The organism is Pectobacterium sp. F1-1 (genome assembly GCF_025643735.1).
GTDB lineage: Bacteria > Pseudomonadota > Gammaproteobacteria > Enterobacterales > Enterobacteriaceae > Pectobacterium > Pectobacterium colocasium.
In genome coordinates, this window is sequence record NZ_CP104733.1 from 4,550,182 (window position 1) to 4,568,804 (window position 18,623).

Annotated in this window: 18 protein-coding genes; 7 read left to right on the top strand and 11 right to left on the bottom strand. The window is 52.8% G+C overall.

From position 1 onward, the window contains the following. Positions 1–78 precede the first annotated feature (78 nt). Positions 79–2,343, bottom strand: a complete 2,265-nt coding sequence (gene metE, locus NAL19_RS20430) for a 5-methyltetrahydropteroyltriglutamate--homocysteine S-methyltransferase (RefSeq protein ID WP_263058292.1) — start codon at positions 2,341–2,343, stop codon at positions 79–81. A gap of 104 nt (positions 2,344–2,447) precedes the next feature. Here metE and metR point away from each other — a divergent pair, with 104 nt between their 5' ends. Continuing rightward, positions 2,448–3,383, top strand: coding sequence for an HTH-type transcriptional regulator MetR (metR, locus tag NAL19_RS20435; protein ID WP_263058293.1), 936 nt, complete (start codon positions 2,448–2,450; stop codon positions 3,381–3,383). Here the strand turns inward: metR and NAL19_RS20440 are convergent. From NAL19_RS20440 to NAL19_RS20465, 6 genes are all read right to left on the bottom strand, one after another. Continuing rightward, positions 3,289–4,188, bottom strand: coding sequence for a carboxylate/amino acid/amine transporter (locus tag NAL19_RS20440; protein ID WP_180740776.1), 900 nt, complete (start codon positions 4,186–4,188; stop codon positions 3,289–3,291). The genes metR and NAL19_RS20440 overlap by 95 nt on opposite strands. Positions 4,189–4,440: 252 nt before the next feature. Then, entirely contained in the window at positions 4,441–5,079 is a 639-nt protein-coding gene (gene pagP / locus NAL19_RS20445; protein ID WP_225086186.1) for a lipid IV(A) palmitoyltransferase PagP, read from the bottom strand. A 310-nt stretch (positions 5,080–5,389) separates the two neighbouring features. Next, positions 5,390–6,211, bottom strand: a complete 822-nt coding sequence (gene cysE / locus NAL19_RS20450; RefSeq protein ID WP_225086187.1) for a serine O-acetyltransferase — start codon at positions 6,209–6,211, stop codon at positions 5,390–5,392. A 147-nt stretch (positions 6,212–6,358) separates the two neighbouring features. Then, complete coding sequence (gpsA, locus tag NAL19_RS20455; RefSeq protein WP_263058294.1) at positions 6,359–7,378, bottom strand: NAD(P)H-dependent glycerol-3-phosphate dehydrogenase; 1,020 nt, start codon at positions 7,376–7,378, stop codon at positions 6,359–6,361. Further along, complete coding sequence (gene secB, locus NAL19_RS20460; protein WP_263058295.1) at positions 7,378–7,848, bottom strand: protein-export chaperone SecB; 471 nt, start codon at positions 7,846–7,848, stop codon at positions 7,378–7,380. Before secB ends, gpsA begins: the two co-directional genes overlap by 1 nt. A 203-nt stretch (positions 7,849–8,051) precedes the next feature. Then, positions 8,052–8,483, bottom strand: a complete 432-nt coding sequence (locus NAL19_RS20465) for a rhodanese-like domain-containing protein (protein ID WP_180740772.1) — start codon at positions 8,481–8,483, stop codon at positions 8,052–8,054. 364 nt (positions 8,484–8,847) lie between these two features. On the opposite strand from NAL19_RS20465, the gene envC reads away from it, so the two are divergent. Further along, complete coding sequence (envC, locus tag NAL19_RS20470) at positions 8,848–10,149, top strand: murein hydrolase activator EnvC (RefSeq protein WP_263058296.1); 1,302 nt, start codon at positions 8,848–8,850, stop codon at positions 10,147–10,149. A gap of 2 nt (positions 10,150–10,151) precedes the next feature. Beyond that, complete coding sequence (locus NAL19_RS20475) at positions 10,152–11,099, top strand: divergent polysaccharide deacetylase family protein (protein ID WP_263058297.1); 948 nt, start codon at positions 10,152–10,154, stop codon at positions 11,097–11,099. Positions 11,100–11,150: 51 nt separating this feature from the next. Here the strand turns inward: NAL19_RS20475 and tdh are convergent, their stop codons facing one another. Beyond that, the gene (tdh, locus tag NAL19_RS20480) at positions 11,151–12,182 is read right to left on the bottom strand and encodes an L-threonine 3-dehydrogenase (RefSeq protein WP_225086191.1); all 1,032 of its coding nucleotides are present in this window, start codon (positions 12,180–12,182) and stop codon (positions 11,151–11,153) included. Positions 12,183–12,192: 10 nt separating this feature from the next. Beyond that, a complete protein-coding gene (locus tag NAL19_RS20485; protein WP_180740768.1) occupies positions 12,193–13,389 on the bottom strand; it encodes a glycine C-acetyltransferase in 1,197 nt (398 codons plus the stop codon). Between the two features lie 242 nt (positions 13,390–13,631). On the opposite strand from NAL19_RS20485, the gene rfaD reads away from it, so the two are divergent. The 4 genes from rfaD to NAL19_RS20505 are packed head-to-tail and all read left to right on the top strand — an operon-like array spanning position 13,632 to position 17,939. Further along, complete coding sequence (gene rfaD, locus NAL19_RS20490; RefSeq protein WP_180740767.1) at positions 13,632–14,564, top strand: ADP-glyceromanno-heptose 6-epimerase; 933 nt, start codon at positions 13,632–13,634, stop codon at positions 14,562–14,564. 23 nt (positions 14,565–14,587) lie between these two features. Continuing rightward, positions 14,588–15,673 (top strand): ADP-heptose--LPS heptosyltransferase RfaF, encoded by a 1,086-nt coding sequence (rfaF, locus tag NAL19_RS20495; RefSeq protein ID WP_263058298.1) that lies wholly within the window; start codon positions 14,588–14,590, stop codon positions 15,671–15,673. After that, a complete protein-coding gene (gene rfaC / locus NAL19_RS20500) occupies positions 15,670–16,653 on the top strand; it encodes a lipopolysaccharide heptosyltransferase RfaC (protein ID WP_263058299.1) in 984 nt (327 codons plus the stop codon). Before rfaF ends, rfaC begins: the two co-directional genes overlap by 4 nt. Before the next feature lie 26 nt (positions 16,654–16,679). Then, positions 16,680–17,939: an O-antigen ligase family protein gene (locus NAL19_RS20505; RefSeq protein WP_225086196.1), complete on the top strand. Its 1,260-nt coding sequence runs from the start codon at positions 16,680–16,682 to the stop codon at positions 17,937–17,939. A 2-nt stretch (positions 17,940–17,941) separates the two neighbouring features. Here the strand turns inward: NAL19_RS20505 and NAL19_RS20510 are convergent, their stop codons facing one another. After that, positions 17,942–18,316 (bottom strand): type II toxin-antitoxin system death-on-curing family toxin, encoded by a 375-nt coding sequence (locus NAL19_RS20510; RefSeq protein ID WP_225086197.1) that lies wholly within the window; start codon positions 18,314–18,316, stop codon positions 17,942–17,944. Continuing rightward, positions 18,313–18,537, bottom strand: coding sequence for a type II toxin-antitoxin system Phd/YefM family antitoxin (locus NAL19_RS20515; protein WP_180740762.1), 225 nt, complete (start codon positions 18,535–18,537; stop codon positions 18,313–18,315). Before NAL19_RS20515 ends, NAL19_RS20510 begins: the two co-directional genes overlap by 4 nt. Positions 18,538–18,623 lie beyond the last annotated feature (86 nt).

Below are 18,623 nucleotides of genomic sequence, written 5' to 3' on the forward strand. Positions count from 1 at the left end.
AATGCGTATTTTATCTATTCATCTGGTGTAAAAAGTCAGGGAGGCCATGCCTCCCTGATGTCATCAAGCAATTAAAGCTTATTGGGTTTCACGCAAACGCTGCGCTGCCTGAACCATATTCGCCAGAGCCTGACGCGTTTCCGGCCAGCCGCGGGTTTTCAAACCGCAATCCGGGTTCACCCACAGGCGTTCAGCGGGAATACGCTGTGCCGCTTTCTTCAGCAGATCTTCCATCCACTCCACGCTCGGTACGTTCGGGGAGTGGATATCATAAACACCGGGGCCAATTTCATTCGGGTACTCGAACTCTTCAAACGACTCAAGCAGTTCCATATCGGAACGAGAGGTTTCAATCGTAATCACGTCGGCGTCCAGTGCGGCGATAGAATCCATGATGTCGTTGAACTCGCAATAACACATGTGGGTATGGATCTGCGTATCATCTTTCGCCACGGCGGCATTCAGGCGGAAAGCGTCCACTGCCCAGGTCAGATACGCGTCCCAGTCCGAGCGGTGCAGCGGCAGACCTTCACGCAGCGCCGGTTCGTCAATCTGGATGATGCCAATACCTGCGGCTTCCAAATCTGCCACTTCATCACGCAGCGCCAGTGCAATCTGTTTAGCGATAGTTTCACGCGTGACGTCTTCACGCGGGAACGACCAGCACAGGATGGTCACCGGACCGGTCAGCATGCCTTTCATCGGCTTGTCGGTCAGAGACTGTGCGTATTTCGCCCATTCAACGGTGATCGCCTCTGGACGGCTCACATCACCAATGATGACAGGCGGTTTCACACAGCGAGAACCGTAGCTCTGTACCCAGCCATTCTGGGTAAAAATAAACCCATCCAGATGCTCACCGAAATACTCCACCATGTCGTTACGCTCGGCTTCACCGTGCACCAGCACATCCAGCCCCAGACGCTCTTGCTCAGCGACAGCCTGCTTGATGTGCTCGGCAATGCCGGTGCGATAGTTATTGCCATCCAGGCGCCCCTGTTTGAAATCCAGACGCAAGCCGCGAATTTCCGTGGTCTGCGGGAAAGAACCAATCGTGGTCGTCGGCCATGCTGGCAGATTAAAGCGCTCACGCTGAGCATCCGCACGCACCGAATACACGTTCTGACGCTGGCTGTCTTGTGCGGTAATCGCTGCCAGACGCTGCGCAACGGCGGCGTTATTCACACGCGCTGAGGTACGACGGGCGCGAATCGGCGCGCTGTAGGCTTCCAGTGCCTGACCGTTGCCGCTATTCAATGCCTGAGACAACAGTGACAGCTCCGCACATTTCTGAATAGCAAAGGCAAACCAGCTCTTCACTTCATCATCCAGACGCACTTCTACACTCAGATCGATAGGGCTATGCAGCAGTGAGCATGAGCTACCCAGCCACAGATCGCGCGTTCCCACCAACGGTTGCAGGCGCTCGAACCAGTTGCTCAGATCGGCGCGCCATACGTTACGGCCATTAATCACCCCCAGAGACAGTACCCAATGAGCAGGCAGTTGGGCGCTCAGCGTCGCGGCATCATCCTTACCGTGCACCAGATCGATATGCAGCCCCTGAACCGGCAGCGCTTTAATCGTTTCCAGATTCTGGCTTACGCTATCAAAATAGGTCGTCAGCAGCAGCTTCACCGAACCCTGCAACGCATCGTAAGCCGGTTTAAACGCGGCCAGCCACGCTTGCGGCAGTTCCAGCGCCAGCGCAGGTTCATCAATCTGCACCCACTCAATCCCGCGTTTCGCCAGTTCAGCCAGCACCTGCTGATAAACAGGCAGAATATCCTGTAGCAGCGACAGACGATCAAACTGCTCACCTTTCACTTTACCCAGCCACAGATAGGTAACTGGGCCTAACAAAACAGGCTTCACGTTATGGCCCAGCGCCAGTGCTTCATCCACTTCATCCAGCAGTTGTGTCCAGGTCAACTTGAACTGCTGCCCTTTGGTGAACTCTGGCACCATGTAGTGATAGTTAGTGTTAAACCACTTGGTCATTTCAGCGGCAGCGGCAGGCTGGCCGGTTGGCGCACGTCCACGGCCAATACGGAACAGTGTATCCAAATCGACCGAGCCGTCCTCATTCTGATGACGTGCGGGTACGTTACCCAGCAGCAAACTGGTGGTCAGTACATGGTCGTACCAGGCGAAATCACCCACTGGCAGCAGATCAACGCCAGCATCCTTCTGTTGTTGCCAATGACGCGCACGCAGCTCACGTCCAACGGTCAGCAACGCTTCCTGTGTCGCGTTACCTGCCCAGTAGCTTTCCTGCGCTTTTTTCAGTTCACGGCGTAATCCAACGCGCGGAAAACCCAGTGTGTGATTCACAATCGCCATCGTTAATTCCTCATTTAGCCGTCCAGATGTTTACACATCCATAATCCGCAGGTAGTGTAGTAACTACAAGCGCAATTTATTCACTGTCACTGTGAAGGACTCTCATGATCGAATTTAAACACCTGCGAACGCTGCAAGCACTGCGTAATACCGGATCGTTAGCCGCCGCTGCCGCTGCACTTCATCAAACTCAATCGGCGTTATCCCACCAGTTCAGCGATCTGGAACAGCGCCTTGGGTTCAGGCTATTCGTGCGTAAAAGCCAGCCGCTGCGCTTTACGCCTCAGGGAGAAATTCTGTTGCAGTTGGCAGAGCAGGTGTTACCGCAAATCCAGCAGGCGTTGCAGGATTGTCATGCGCCGCACCAAACCACGCTCCGTCTGGCCATTGAGTGCCATAGCTGTATTCAGTGGCTGACGCCGGCGCTAGATGAGTTCCATCTGCACTGGCCGCAGGTGGTGATGGATTTTAAATCAGGCGTGACATTCGACCCTCAGCCAGCACTCCAGCAAGGCGAGTTGGATCTGGTGATGACCTCCGACATCATGCCGCGCAGTGGCCTGCACTATTCGCCTCTGTTTGATTTTGAAGTCAGGTTAGTGCTGGCACCCGATCATCCGCTGGCAGGAAAAGAGAAAATCGAACCGGAGGATTTCACCGCCGAGACCCTGATGATCTATCCGGTACAGCGGCAACGGCTGGATGTTTGGCGTCACTTTTTACAGCCGGCCGGCGTCAGCCCTACGCTGAAAAGCGTGGACAATACGCTGCTGTTGATTCAGATGGTCGCCGCCCGCATGGGAATTGCCGCGCTACCGCACTGGGTAGTGGAAAGTTTCGAGCGTCAGGGGCTGATTGTCACCAAATCGCTGGGTGACGGGCTTTGGAGCCGGTTGTACGCCGCCGTCCGTGACGGAGAGCAGCGCCAACCGGTGATTGATGCGTTTATTCGTTCGGCGCGTCAGCACGCTTGTGAGCACTTACCGTTTGTAAAGGACGCTTCACGACCCAACGCTGGTGTACCCACAGCGAGGACGTGATAATTATCGTCCCCACGATAAAGCTCAGCCAGTCTGGCGTTTTATGCCAGATAGCGAAGTTAACCAAGAGCCCAGCCGGCACATGGAAGTTATTCATTATGCTGAGCGTTCCGGCATCCACCTGGGTTGCGCCGTAGTTCCACATAAAATAACCCAGGCCAGAAGCACCAATCCCCAACCAGAGCAGTACGCCCCACTGCAAGGTTGTGGTGGGTAATTTGTCCAGATTGCCGAAGAGCAGCCACGCGGTTATCGTCACGATCGCCGCCCCCAGGTAAAACCAGGAAAATGCACAGTGTTGCGGCACCGGATGGAGCTCCATCAGGCGCTTGTAGCCAACCTGACCTGCGGCAAAACACACGTTAGCCGCCTGCACCAGCAGGAATCCCCACCAAAAATGCTCACTTACACCGTGATAGTGGATCACGGCTGCGCCGAATACCGCCAGCAGAGCACTCATGACATAGCCCCAGCGCAGACGCTGCCGAGCAAGCAAATCATAAATCAGCGTAACGTACAGCGGCGTCATCACCGTAAAGAGTAAAAACTCAGGTACGGTCAGGTACAAGTAAGCCTGGAAAACGAACAGGTACATGATACCGAGTTGGCAAGCACCCACTAACAGATACAAGAAAATGACGCGTGGCGCATAGCCTCGAAAGCGTAAAAACGGCAAAAACACCACCGCCGCCGCTGTCAGGCGGAACATCGCAGAAAACCAGCTATCAACCTGACCCGCCAGATATGCGCCAATCAGGCTGAATGAAAATGCCCACAAGATAGTGGTAATAGTAAGTAATGGCACAACAACATCCGCTTAGGAAAAAGTCTCGCCATTGTAACGGAGATGACTGAATGAATTTCAGTCAATGTGGTTTACATCAGGGTGAATAACGAACAAACAGTAAGCGTAAATTCCACAATGAAAGAGATGACATTAAATAACCTTCATCCAGGTAACATTGACATCATCGATGTATATTTCTATCCACACAACGCGTTATCAAATAATTAGAGCCTCTCTTTATGAAATAAAAGAGGCCCGATAACCTAAAAATTAAATCTGCCATCTGAGCCAGGCAAAGAAAACATTACCGTTATTATATGTACCGGGGATGTAAGTCGCCTGGAAAGAGAGTTTGTTATAACTTATTGATGCCAGAGGCAGCAATACAGGAATCGGAATATAGTTCCAGTTATCACGCATCGTTACGCCGGCCGTAAAACCCAGCCCCAATTGGAAATCCTGATCGCTGGTTGGCCGCCAGCGCTTTTCATAACCATAGCCACCGATAGGCTCCCATTTATTATAGGAATCTTTAAATGCCATAATATAAAGCCCGTGCCAGTCCCCATCCTTATCCAAACGGGAAAGGCCGTAGCCCGCGCCCCACGGCCTTTCATTATATCGATCAGTCTTTTCTTTATCGTACGTCCAGCGGTTATGCCAGGTAATCGCCGGGATATAAATATCGTGGCTTTGCGGCGAATTCCAGGTCGTAGACAGGTTATTTTTACTTCTTTGCCACCAGCTTTCACTCTGCTTATCCGATGCCAAATCATTGGAATCAACCGCTGTAAGGGTACGGTTAGCCATGCTATCCGTATTATTTATGCTTTCTGCTGCGTAGCTCAAAAAAGGGACAACGGGTAGTGTACTCAAACTCAGCGTGATTAAAGTTCGCTTCAAATACATATAATTTTCTCTGTAACAGCGTCACGATTCCATTCAAACAAAGGTAATCCAGATAAAGCTATCCTTGGTCGTTACCAAAATATATAGTTCAACTTACGCCATCTGCCTATATAAACGGTAAACTAAAGCAACCTATTATGAAGGGATAAGTAGCAACTTTGCTTAAATAGATAGTGAATTCAGTACCGATTTCAGACGTTTCTTAGCAGAAATAACAAAAAACCACCTTGTTTACCGGTGGTTTATACTCTGATGAGGAACCGTTTCAGATGGATAGCAAAAACGTTAAATCGCCTATGCTGCTGCGGGGCTAGATACCATCACCGTATTCAAAGCCACGATTGATGCCGTTGAAATACTGATCCATATCCATAGCAGGTTTATCGCTTTCCGGTCGACCAACAATACGAGCCGGGACACCTGCCGCCGTCGTGTGTGGAGGAACGGATTGCAGCACGACAGAACCGGCGCCAATTTTCGCGCCACAGCCAACTTCAATGTTCCCCAGAATTTTAGCACCAGCACCAATCATCACGCCTTCACGAATTTTAGGGTGACGATCGCCGCTCGTTTTACCCGTACCGCCCAGCGTCACGGATTGCAAAATAGAGACATCATTTTCAACCACCGCGGTTTCGCCGATCACAATACCTGTTGCATGATCGAGCATGATCCCGCAGCCGATTCTCGCCGCTGGGTGGATATCGACACCGAAAGAAACCGAGATCTGGTTCTGGAAATAGACCGCCAGCGCTTTACGATCCTGCGACCACAGCCAGTGGCCAATACGGTAAGCCTGTAGTGCATGAAACCCTTTCAGATAGAGCAACGGCGTCGAGTATTTATCCACCGCCGGATCGCGCAGGCAGACGGCCTGAATATCGCGCGCGGCAGAAATGATCATCTGTGGATCGGCGTCGTAGGCTTCTTCAACCACTTCACGAATGGCGATCGCAGGCATGATCGCATTTGCCAGCTTGTTTGCCAGCATATAGCTCAATGCGCTACCCAAATTCTCGTGCTTCAGCAACGTGGCATGAAAAAAGCTGGCCAGCATCGGTTCACAGTCTGCGAGACTGCGCGCTTCTGCCTTGATATTGGTCCAGACCAGTTCCAGTTCTTCTGTCGACATTGCCTTACTCTCCGAGAGACCACACACTACAACGTATATCTGTTCTCAAACGGCAGGCTTATTTGCACCACCGCTTGCATACAAGAAAATGAAGATACTATGAGCCTCCCAGATTAGGAAGCCCAGCGCAGCATAGAACAACGTGTTTTATAACCTGGCGGTTTCATCTTTACGCGTGCGCCCCAACAGGCTCAGCGCCGCCTCTCGGGCGTCTTTTCCGCAATACAGCACCTGCCAGAGTTGTTCGGTAATCGGCATTTCAACGCCGTAGCGCTGTGCTAGCGCCAACACCTCTTTCGTATTGCGATATCCTTCAACAACCTGACCAATGCTATCCTGCGCGCTCTGAACATCCATTCCCTGCCCCAGCATCATCCCGAAGCGTCGGTTACGGGACTGATTATCAGTACAGGTCAGAACCAGATCGCCCAGCCCCGCCATCCCCATGAAGGTGGTGGGATCGGCACCCAGCGCCGTGCCAAGCCGAGTCATTTCTGCCAGCCCGCGGGTGATCAACGCGGTTCGTGCATTCGCGCCAAACCCAATGCCGTCAGACATCCCGGCACCGATAGCGATGACATTTTTCACCGCCCCACCCAGTTGCACGCCGATAAAATCAGGATTACTGTACACGCGGAAACTTTTCCCACAGTGCAGCAGTCGCTGTAGGTCGTCAGCAAATTCACTGTCCGTCGATGCCAGAGCAATCGCCGTTGGCATACCGGCCGCTAATTCTTTGGCAAATGTCGGACCGGAGACCACCGCAAGCGGAATAGTTTCGCCCAACGCTTCGCGGGCAACATCCTGCAATAAACGTCCCGTTTCGGCTTCCAGCCCTTTTGTCGCCCACACGATACGTGCATCGGCCCGTAAATACGGTTTCAACTGACGCAGAACATCACCAAACACATGGCTCGGCACCACAACCAGCACGTTTCTACTGGCGGCAAGCGCCTGCGCCAGATTGGTTTCCAACTGTAGCGAATCGGGGAAAGGGACATCTGGCAGGAAGGCCTGATTACAACGGGCAGCCTCTAACGCCTGAATGTGTGCAGGGTTATGACCCCACAGCGCAACTCGATGGCCATTACGCGCCAGCGTAATGGCCAGTGCGGTGCCGTACGAACCGGCACCGATGACGGTCATGGAAGCGTCAGACGCGTTCATCAGGCATCCTGATGCTGCGCAGCGCCTTCACCTTCGGCCTGCTGTTGCAGGTAGTTCATGAACAGCGCATCAAAGTTAACTGGAGCCAGGTTCAGTTGCGGGAAGGTACCGCGAGAAACCAGGCTGGTGATGCACTCACGCGCGTAAGGGAACAGAATGTTCGGGCAGTACGCGCCCAGGCAGTGCGCCAGTTGGGTTCCTTCAATACCGCCAACGGTAAAGATACCACCTTGCTGAACTTCACACAGAAACGCTGTTTCTTCACCCAGAGAAGCCGTTACGGTCACACGCAAGACAACTTCATAGATGTCATCAGCCAGTTGGCTGGAAGCGGTATCCAGATCCAGTTTTACTTCCGGTTGCCATTCCTGCTGGAACACCTGAGGCGCATTTGGCGCTTCAAAAGAGATATCTTTGGTGTAAATACGCTGGATCTGGAAAGCCATTTCTGTGTTGTTTTGTTCGGACATGTTAAGTAATACCCTTTTGTTAGATTTTCTTGACGTCTTCCGTCGTCATAAATAGGCGGACGTCAGCACAGTTCAGTCATTGTCGTACTGCAATCAGCCTGTCGATTATCCTGCCAAATCGTTGCCATTTTCGCTGCGTATGACTCATCACACTATGACTTATCACACACGGCACGACGAGGATAGTTTTACCACAAACCGTTTTATTTGCCGCGGACTAAAGGCAGATTCTCACCACTCCAGCCAGCCAGGCCGTCTTTCAGTATCTGCACACGCTCAAAGCCCGCTTTGAACAAATTCTCGGCCGCTTCTCGTGAAGAAAGGCCATTGGCGCAAACCACGATAATCGGCTGCGACTTATGTTTTTCAAGTTCACCTACACTGCCGTTCTTAATGTCGTTCGGCAACAGGTTAAATGCGCTGGCAATATGGCCACGGCGATAGTCGTCACGATTACGGATATCGACGACGACAGCATCTTCTTTATTAATCAGGCGGATCGCTTCACCGCGAACCACTTCTTTTACGTTCGACAGTTTACTCTTCACAGTAAGCACGATAACCGCAACCAACAGTGCAACCCAGGAAATGCTCAAAATAGGGTTCTTGCTAATGAATGGCATAATCTCTTGCATGGGGTGTAACGACTCCCGGATCAGTTAATCAACAAAAATATAAGGTTCCTGAGTATACCTGCGCAATATGGCAATTACAGCCAGTAAGCCAACATAGCGTATCGAATCTGCGGCGCGATACCCAAAAATTTCCAGGATAGCGATTTAACGCCATCCCAACACCGACGCCAGCCAGAGAGAGCAGGCCACAGAAACTGGCATACCCAATAATGCCATTCCTTCATTTTATGCGCAGAGCTTTCCATTTATCCATTATTGATACGCATAGATGCCCGTCTTTGTGCCATGCTTGTCACGTCTGGAAATAGAAATCAGACAAGAGACAACTGGTAAGCCGCTGTTCATCGTGGAATAATTCACCGCTATGAGTAAAAACGCGTTATTTGTACAGAGTCGAGTGGCATGTAGCGCCGATCGCCATTTATCCGCATTACAAAGGCTGCTCACCCGCTGCGTAAGCGCACTCTGCGTTGGCGTTTTGCTGTTGCCCGCGCTCGGCCAGGCGGAAGATAATCAGACGCAGCTCAAGACCCTGCAACACGATATCGCCGCGAAAGAAAAAAGCGTTCAAGAGCAACAAAAGCAGCGCAGTGCGTTAGTCCAGCAGTTGAAAAAGCAGGAGCAGTCTATCTCTGAAGCCAGTCGTCAACTGCATGAAACGCGCAATACGCTGTCCACGCTAAATAAAGAATTAACCAGCCTCAGCACTTCTATCGCCAAGCTGCAATCTCAGCAGGATAAGCAACAAACGCTGCTCTCCCGTCAGCTTGACGCCGCCTTCCGGCAAGGCCAGCACAGCGCGCTGCAATTAATGCTGAGCGGAGAGGAAAGCCAGCGCAACGAACGCATCCTCGCCTACTTCGGCTACCTGAATGAAGCTCGCCAGAAATCCATCCACGAGTTACAGCAAACCCGCGTGGAACTGGCTGACCAAAAACGTCAGTTGGAACAAAAGCAGACGCAGCAAAAAACGCTACTGAGTGACCAACAGCAGCAACAGCAAACGCTGGAGCTGGCGCAGTCCGACCGGAAAAAAACGTTGTCGACGCTGGAAAGTTCGCTGGAAAAAGATCGGCAGCAGTTGACGGAGCTGCGTCAGAATGAAACCCGGCTGCGCGACCAGATCGCTCGCGCCGAGCGAGAAGCGAAAGCCCGTGCCGAACGGGAAGCGCGTGAAGCCGCCAAAGTTCGCGCGAAGGAAGAGCAGGCCAAACGCAGTGGCAGCAGCTACAAACCTACGGAAGGTGAACGCTCACTCATGGCACGAACTGGCGGTTTAGGGCGACCTTCAGGTCAGGCTATCTGGCCAGTTAATGGCCGCATCGAACACCGTTTCGGCGAACCGCTACAGGGTGAACTACGCTGGAAAGGCCTGGTGATTGCCGCGCCGGAAGGAACGGAAGTGAAAGCCATCGCCGACGGTACTGTACTGATGGCTGACTGGCTACAGGGCTATGGGTTGGTCGTTGTCGTTCAGCATGGTAAAGGCGATATGAGCCTGTACGGCTATAACCAGAGCGCGTTGGTCTCCGTTGGCGCTCAGGTTAAAGCCGGTCAGCCTATTGCGCTGGTTGGCACCAGCGGCGGGCAGAGTCAGCCCGGACTGTATTTTGAAATCCGTCGTCAGGGTCAGGCGGTCAATCCACAACCTTGGCTAGGAAGATAGTCTTGTCATATTTCACCAAAACGCCGTTATTGGCACTGGGTCTGCTCGCGCTGTCTCCTTTGGCACTGGCCGGAAAACTTTCCATCGTCATCGATGATTTCGGCTATCGTCCACATAATGAGAACCAGATTCTGGCAATGCCAACAGCGATTTCCGTCGCGGTATTGCCCAATGCGCCGTACGCCCGCGAAATGGCGACCAAAGCCCACCAGCAAGGGCGAGAAGTCTTGATTCATCTGCCAATGGCCCCGATGAGCAAACAGCCGCTGGAGCGTGACACGTTACGCCCGGACATGAGCAGTGATGAAATCCAGCGCATTATTCGCCAGTCGGTCAATAACGTGCCTTACGCCGTGGGGTTGAACAACCATATGGGCAGCGCGATGACCGCCAGCCTGCCCGGCATGCAAAAAGTCATGCAGGCGCTAAGCGCTTACCAGCTCTATTTCCTCGATAGCATGACCATCGGCAGCAGCCAATCCAGTCAGGCTGCGGCGGGAACGGGCGTCAAAGTCATCAAACGCAAAGTATTTCTGGATGATTCGCAAAACGAAGCCGAGATTCGTAAGCAGTTTACCCGCGCTGTGCAAATTGCCCGCCGCAGCGGTTCCGCCATCGCTATCGGGCATCCGCATCCTTCCACTATCCGCGTCTTACAGCAGATGCTGCCCACGCTGGATGCCGATATTGTCTTAGTCCGCCCCAGCCAGTTGCTGAATGAACCGACGCGGCAGTACGAGCCTCAGCCGCAGCAGCCAGTCAAACCGCGTAATCCGTTCCGCGGCATACCGCAGTGTCGGGTCAAACAGCCGCCGGAACCGGTGAAGAACGATGTGTTCTTTAAACTGGTGAGCAACAGCATTCGGGAAAGCGCCCCGGTGATGTTTATCAAGCACCGCTGGCAGACCTGGGTGGCTCCAGCCGACACCGAAACGCACGCTCAGCCGTAACACCGGGCGTACGTTTCCCTTTTGCCATCGCACAAATTCGTTACGGCAGGGTTATTCTGTCCCCCAATTGAGAATAACCTTGCCCGACTGACCCGAGCGCATGGCGTCAAAGCCTTGCTGAAACTCATCAATGTGAAAGCGGTGAGTGATAATCGGTGACAAATCCAGCCCCGATTGAATCAGCGCCGACATTTTGTACCAGGTTTCGAACATTTCCCGTCCATAGATCCCTTTGATAAACAGCCCCTTAAAAATCACCTCTCCCCAGTCAATCGACATCGGTTCGTGCGGAATACCCAGCATGGCGATGCGGCCACCGTGATTCATCGCTTTCAACATGGCACGAAAGGCTGACGGTGCGCCCGACATCTCCAGTCCGATATCAAACCCCTCAGTCATACCTAATTCGATCATCACATCTGCCAGATTTTCCTGCGCCACATTGACGGCACGCGTCGCCCCCATTTTACTGGCCAGCTCCAGCCGGTACGCATTAACATCGGTAATGACGACATTCCTTGCGCCGACGTGACGGCACACCGCTGCCGCCATCATGCCTATCGGCCCTGCGCCAGCAATCAAGACATCTTCCCCCACTAAATCAAAGGAAAGCGCGGTATGCACCGCGTTGCCGAAGGGATCGAAAATGGCGGCCAGCTCATCAGAAATATTGTCGGGAATGCGAAACGCGTTGTAGGCAGGAATCACCAGATATTCTGCGAACGAACCGGGACGATTGACCCCGACGCCGATGGCATTGCGGCATAAATGACGTCGCCCAGCTCGACAGTTGCGGCAGTAGCCGCAGGTAATATGGCCTTCGCCGGAGACCCTGTCGCCAATATGAAAACCGTTAACTTCCTGACCGATAGCGACAATTTCACCAACGTATTCATGCCCGACGACCATCGGAACGGGAATCGTCTTCTGCGACCATTCGTCCCAGTTATAGATATGTACATCCGTTCCGCAGATCGCGCTTTTGCGGATTTTAATCATAATGTCGTTATGCCCGAGCTCCGGCATGGGGGAATCCACCATCCAGATGCCTTCTTCTGGTCGCAGTTTTGCCAATGCTTTCATGACGGTTTCCTCAGTTGATCACACCCAGACGTTTACCCACGCGGGTAAAAGCCTCGACGGCAAATTGGATTTGCTGCGGCGTATGGACGGCCGACATTTGGGTACGAATACGCGACTGACCGAGGGGAACAACGGGATAGAAAAAGCCGGCGACGTACACGCCTTCCCGCTGTAGCGCCCGCGCAAAATCCTGCGCCAGCTGCGCCTCACCCAACATGACGGGAATAATGGCGTGATCGGCTCCCGCTAGCGTGAACCCTGCGGCCGTCATCTTTTCACGGAACAGACGGGCATTTGCCCAGAGACGCTCACGCCGTTCGCCACTCTGTTCCAGCAGATCGAGAACGCTGAGCGATGCAGTGACAATCGCAGGCGCAAGCGAGTTGGAAAACAGATAGGGTCGAGAGCGCTGGCGCAGCCAGTCGATCACCTCACGTTTGCCCGCCGTATATCCCCCCGATGCGCCCCCCAGCGCCTTGCCTAGCGTCCCGGTAATGATGTCGACACGCTCCATCACCCCGCAGTGTTCAGGCGTTCCGCGCCCTTGTTCGCCCACAAACCCCACCGCATGGGAATCATCCACCATCACGAGCGCGTCATAACGATCCGCCAGATCGCAAATCCCCTGCAAATCGGCAATCACGCCATCCATCGAAAACACGCCGTCAGTGGCGATCATGATGTGCCTTGCCCCTTCCGCTCTCGCCAGCTGCAACTGCGCTTCCAACTGATTCATATCGTTATTGGCATAGCGGTAGCGTCGCGCCTTCGATAGCCGAATACCGTCGATGATTGAGGCATGATTGAGCGCATCGGAAATAATCGCATCTTCCGCTTCCATCAGCGTTTCAAACAGCCCGCCGTTGGCATCGAAGCAGGAGGAATAGAGAATCGCGTCATCCATTCCCAGAAAATCCGCGAGCTTACGTTCCAGCTGCTTGTGGATATCCTGCGTGCCACAGATGAAGCGCACCGAGGCCATACCGAAACCGTGGCTGTCCAATCCGGCTTTGGCGGCGGCAATCAGTTCAGGGCTGTCCGCCAGACCAAGATAATTATTGGCGCAGAAGTTGAGCAGGCGGTTGCTGTCCATCACCTCAATTTCAGCCTGCTGCGCAGAGGTAATAATGCGCTCCTCTTTGAACACCCCTTCGGTGCGTGCTGCCATAATTTGTGTAGTAAGTTGTTGATAAAACGCGGCAGGCATAGCGTGACTCTCCCATAAAAAGATCGCTTTATGGTTTTTAAGCTAGCGGATGTGGGCAGAAATGCGGGGTAAACAGTCTGAAAATGCTGGCTTCGTCACGGCCTGAATCATCTTAAAAACGTGAGGGCAACATGGGATAAATTAAGCTCTGGCTGCTTGCGGTAAAATGAAATGCTATTATAGCGGTCATAAATAGCGTGGGGCGCGGTGCCCCACCAGCAAGATTAACAAAGGTCGCGCCCATGATTATCGTTACTGGCGGTGCCGGTTTTATCGGCAGCAATATCGTAAAATCTCTGAATGACATCGGCTATCGGGACATTCTGGTGGTCGATAACCTGAAAGACGGCACCAAATTCGTCAATCTGGTCGATCTGGACATCGCCGATTACATGGATAAGGAAGACTTCATCGCCAGCATCGTTGCAGGTGACGATCTGGGCGATATTGATGCCATATTCCATGAAGGTGCCTGCTCTTCCACCACCGAGTGGGATGGCAAGTACATGATGGATAACAACTATCAATACTCCAAAGACGTGTTGCACTACTGCCTCGATCGCAACATTCCGTTCCTGTATGCCTCTTCTGCCGCCACCTACGGCGGTCGCAACGATAACTTCATCGAAGAACGTCAGTACGAGCAGCCGCTGAACGTCTATGGCTACTCCAAATTCCTGTTCGATCAGTATGTGCGTGAAATTCTTCCAGAAGCGGAATCGCAGATCTGCGGCTTCCGTTATTTCAACGTCTACGGACCGCGTGAAGGCCACAAAGGCAGCATGGCAAGCGTCGCGTTTCATCTGAACAACCAGATTAATCAGGGTGAAAATCCGAAGCTGTTCTCCGGTAGCGAAAACTTCAAACGTGACTTCGTCTACGTCGGCGATGTCGCCGCAGTTAACCTGTGGTTCTGGCAAAACGGTGTTTCCGGCATCTTCAACTGCGGTACCGGCCGCGCCGAATCCTTCCAGGCAGTTGCCGACGCGACGCTTGCTTTCCACAAGAAAGGCAGCGTGGAATACATCGAGTTCCCCGAGAAGCTGAAAGGCCGCTATCAGGCTTACACTCAGGCTGACCTCACCAACTTGCGTGCCGCAGGTTATGACAAGCCGTTCAAAACCGTCGCCGAGGGCGTGGCGGAATACATGGCCTGGCTGAACCGTACCGTTTAATCAAATAAGGATTCATAAGCGGTATGAAAATTTTGGTCATCGGCCCTTCCTGGGTCGGCGATATGATGATGTCGCACAGCCTTTATCGCACACTGAAGGCTGAACACCCGGAAGCGGTCATTGACGTGATGGCTCCGGCTTGGTGCCGTCCGCTGCTGGCACGGATGCCGGAAGTCAATCAGGCGTTAGCCATGCCGCTCGGTCACGGCGCACTGGCACTGGGCGAACGTCGCCGCCTTGGCGTATCGCTGCGCGATGCAGGTTACGATCGCGCTTACGTGCTGCCCAACTCCTTTAAATCCGCGCTGGTCCCGTTCTTTGCCAACATTCCGCAGCGCACAGGCTGGCGTGGCGAAATGCGTTATGGGCTACTGAACGACTTACGCGTGCTGGATAAGGCAGCATTTCCGCTGATGGTTCAGCGTTACGCCGCATTAGCCTACGATCGTCGCCGTATTCGTCGTGCTGAGGATCTGCCGCAGCCGTTACTGTGGCCACAGTTACAGGTCAATCAGGCCGAAATTGCGGACATGATGCAGGCCTTCGACCTCAGCGATGCACGCTCCATCATCGGCTTTTGCCCCGGTGCCGAATTCGGTCCCGCCAAACGGTGGCCGCATTATCACTATGCTGCGCTGGCGCAAACCCTGATTGAGCGTGGCTACCAGATCGCGCTGTTCGGCTCCGCCAATGACCGTTCAGCCTGTGACGATATCCTTCAGGGGTTGACGGAAGAGGCACGGCAGCATTGCGCCAATCTGGCGGGGAAAACCTCGCTGGAACAGGCAGTGGTGTTGATCGCCGCCTGCCACGCCGTCGTCAGCAACGACTCCGGGCTCATGCACGTTGCCGCAGCGCTTCATCGTCCGCTTGTCGCGCTTTATGGCCCGAGCAGCCCCGATTTTACCCCGCCGTTGTCCCATCAGGCCGAGGTGATTCGGCTGATCACCGGCTATCACCGAGTGCGCAAAGGGGATGCCGAACAGGGGTATCACCAGAGTTTGATCGACATTCAGCCCGAACGCGTGCTCAACGCACTGGATAAGTATCTTGTTAAGGAAAAAAGCGTTTTTTCCGGAGAAAGTCCGCTGCTGGGAGCTGGCGCATGAGAGTGTTGATCGTCAAAACATCGTCAATGGGCGATGTGCTGCATACGTTACCCGCCTTGACCGACGCCATGCAGGTGATTCCTGGGATCCAATTCGACTGGGTGGTTGAAGAAGGTTTCGCGCAAATTCCCAGCTGGCATCCAGCGGTTTCCCGCGTGATTCCAGTAGCGATACGCCGCTGGCGCAAAAGCTGGTTCAGCGCCCCGATACGTCAGGAACGTGCCGAATTTAAACGCCAGCTACGCCAGTACCGTTATGATGCCGTCATTGATGCGCAAGGGCTGATTAAAAGCGCGCTGCTGGTGACGCGGCTCGCCAACGGAAAGAGACACGGACTGGATTGCAAGAGCGCGCGTGAACCGCTGGCAAGCTGGTTTTATAACTATCGCCACCCGATAAGCCGTCAGCAGCATGCCGTCGAGCGCGTACGAGAGCTGTTTGCCGCCAGTCTGGGCTACCGGAAACCCGCCGAGCGCGGCGATTATGCGATTGCCTCGCGTTTCCTCTCCCAGCCGCCCGCAGACGCCAACCGCTATCTGGTGTTTCTCCACGCCACAACGCGCGATGAAAAACACTGGCCGGAAGCACACTGGCGTGAACTGATTGCCCTATTGGCACCGAGCGGACTACGCATCAAACTCCCCTGGGGAGCGGAGCATGAGCATCAGCGCGCATTACGGCTGGCGGAAGAATTCTCCCACGTTGAGGTCTTACCGCGCCTCACGCTGCAACAGGTCGCCGAGGTATTAGCAGGCGCTAAAGCCGTCGTTTCCGTCGATACCGGGCTTAGCCACCTGACGGCGGCACTGGATCGCCCGAATATCACCTTGTACGGACCAACCGATCCGGGGCTGATTGGCGGCTACGGAATGAATCAGGTGGTGGAAATGTCTGAAAGCCAGAAAATGGAGACAATTCCTGCTAGCCACGTCCATCAGAAATTAGAGAAGCTGATAGAATTACCTGCATCAGACGAGTGATATCGCTCCCGACAGTGAATAAATACATGCTTAATGAATTAAGATACGAACTGGGCAAAACGCCCAGTATAAGCTCGACTGTCGCGCTTAAAACTGTTTTCCCCGGCTGTTTACTCACATTAGCCATCATGCCATTTAGTAGCATTATTGCCGGGTGGCTGTTTTATCTCACGGGTTCTCTCTCTGTTTTCTATGTGGCGACAAACCTAAGAACCGTAATAGCGGCTAAACGATTGTTACTGATTCCACTTTTCCTGCTGGCTATCGGTTTAACCAATCTCATCTGGTATCACCACTATTATCAACCTGATAGCCTTTTCCCTTATGTCTATAACGCGTACAGGGCATCCGCACACGCCGGTATTCTGGGTGCATTTACCCTGCTGACGGTCTTGCATCTCTCACAAAAGAGTCAGCCACAACGGTTACATGCCTATATGCTCGTCATTTGTGTCTTAGCATTAGGATATGCATTTTATCAGGCATGGTTCAGTGGAATGCATCGTATTGGGTTGGTATTTGGCACAGCCACGAGCGCGGCCTATTTTCTGACTTTCATTGGCGCCCTAAGCGCACAGGCACTGCTTAAACTCGATTCGCCTTATAAGTATTATCTTTACCTGGGGCATTTTCTGTTAGTGATGGTGGCTATTCTGCTAACAGAGACGCGGGCAGCGATATTCGTCTACCCGATTGTCGGCGCAACTATTTTATTGTCAGAAGTCAGACATAATAAACGCCTGCTTATTAAAGCATTCATCGGCTCAGCCGCCACACTTCTCCTGTGTTTATTCCTCTTCCAGAATACACTTCATCAACGAGTCAACGACCTGATCAACGATATACACAGCTATAGTATGGACAACAGCATGACATCGGTGGGGGCGCGTATTGCGATGTACCAATCTGGTATCGAGGCAGGAGAAGAAGCCCTGTTTGGACAATCCGCCGAACAGCGTGCAGAACATATCATTGCACAAGCAAAGCAAGAGTCTGAATTATCCGGCGCGCTGGGGTATTTGAATGTTCACCTGCATAACGAAGTGATTGACGCTTTTTCGTTGAAGGGCATACCAGGAGTGATACTGCTAGTATTGCTTTATGCCTCTCTATTTTATTTTTCATTTTTTGTTCTACGCAGCCATCTCTCTGCGGCGCTGCTTTTCGCACTGCTGATGTATGGGCTGAGCGACGTTATTCTCTATTCACGAGATATGCTTATTGCGTGGCTGATGGCGTTTTGTCTTGGCACCACGCTGACGGGAAAATGGCTAAAGCAGCGATGATCCTAATCGACGAGTTTTTTCAGTTCTTCCGCGACGGTATGAACGTCGTAAAGCCCTTGCGCTGCCATTACCACAAAATCAGCAAAGTTTTCTGACGGAGTCATTGACGCGCCATTCATATCAAGAAACACCATAGCCGCTGCCGCCGAAGTCCTTTTATTCGCATCATTAAAGCCATGCCCGCGCGCTATCGAAAGCAACAGCGATGCGGCAAGCATGTGCAGGTCATTCTCATTCTGGTATGTGTGAAGATTCTCAACGCGGGCAACCATGCCTTCCACTACGCCGATATCCCTGTACCCAGGCAAGCCACCATACATTTCCAACTGATAATCATGGATTGCGATGACCTGCTCAACCGTTAAGAAGAAGATCATTTATCAGCAAGTTCCTTAAACAACGCCTGATTCTTTGGCTTACTCATTACCTTGGCAAGAGAAGCTTCAAATTTAGCCTGCTGCAACTCGGCAAACTGTGCCGCGGTGATAACCACCATATCCGGCGCTGAACGACGGGTAATCGTCACTGGCTGCGTAATAGCCGTATCCAGCACTTTGGCAAATTTCTGCCGAACATCAGAAAAAGTCATCGTCAACATCGCCTGTTCCTTTACATTATTTCGGGTTGATATCAACTAAGTTGTACAATTAAGTTGATATGACTGTCAATTCAATGCGCTCAACA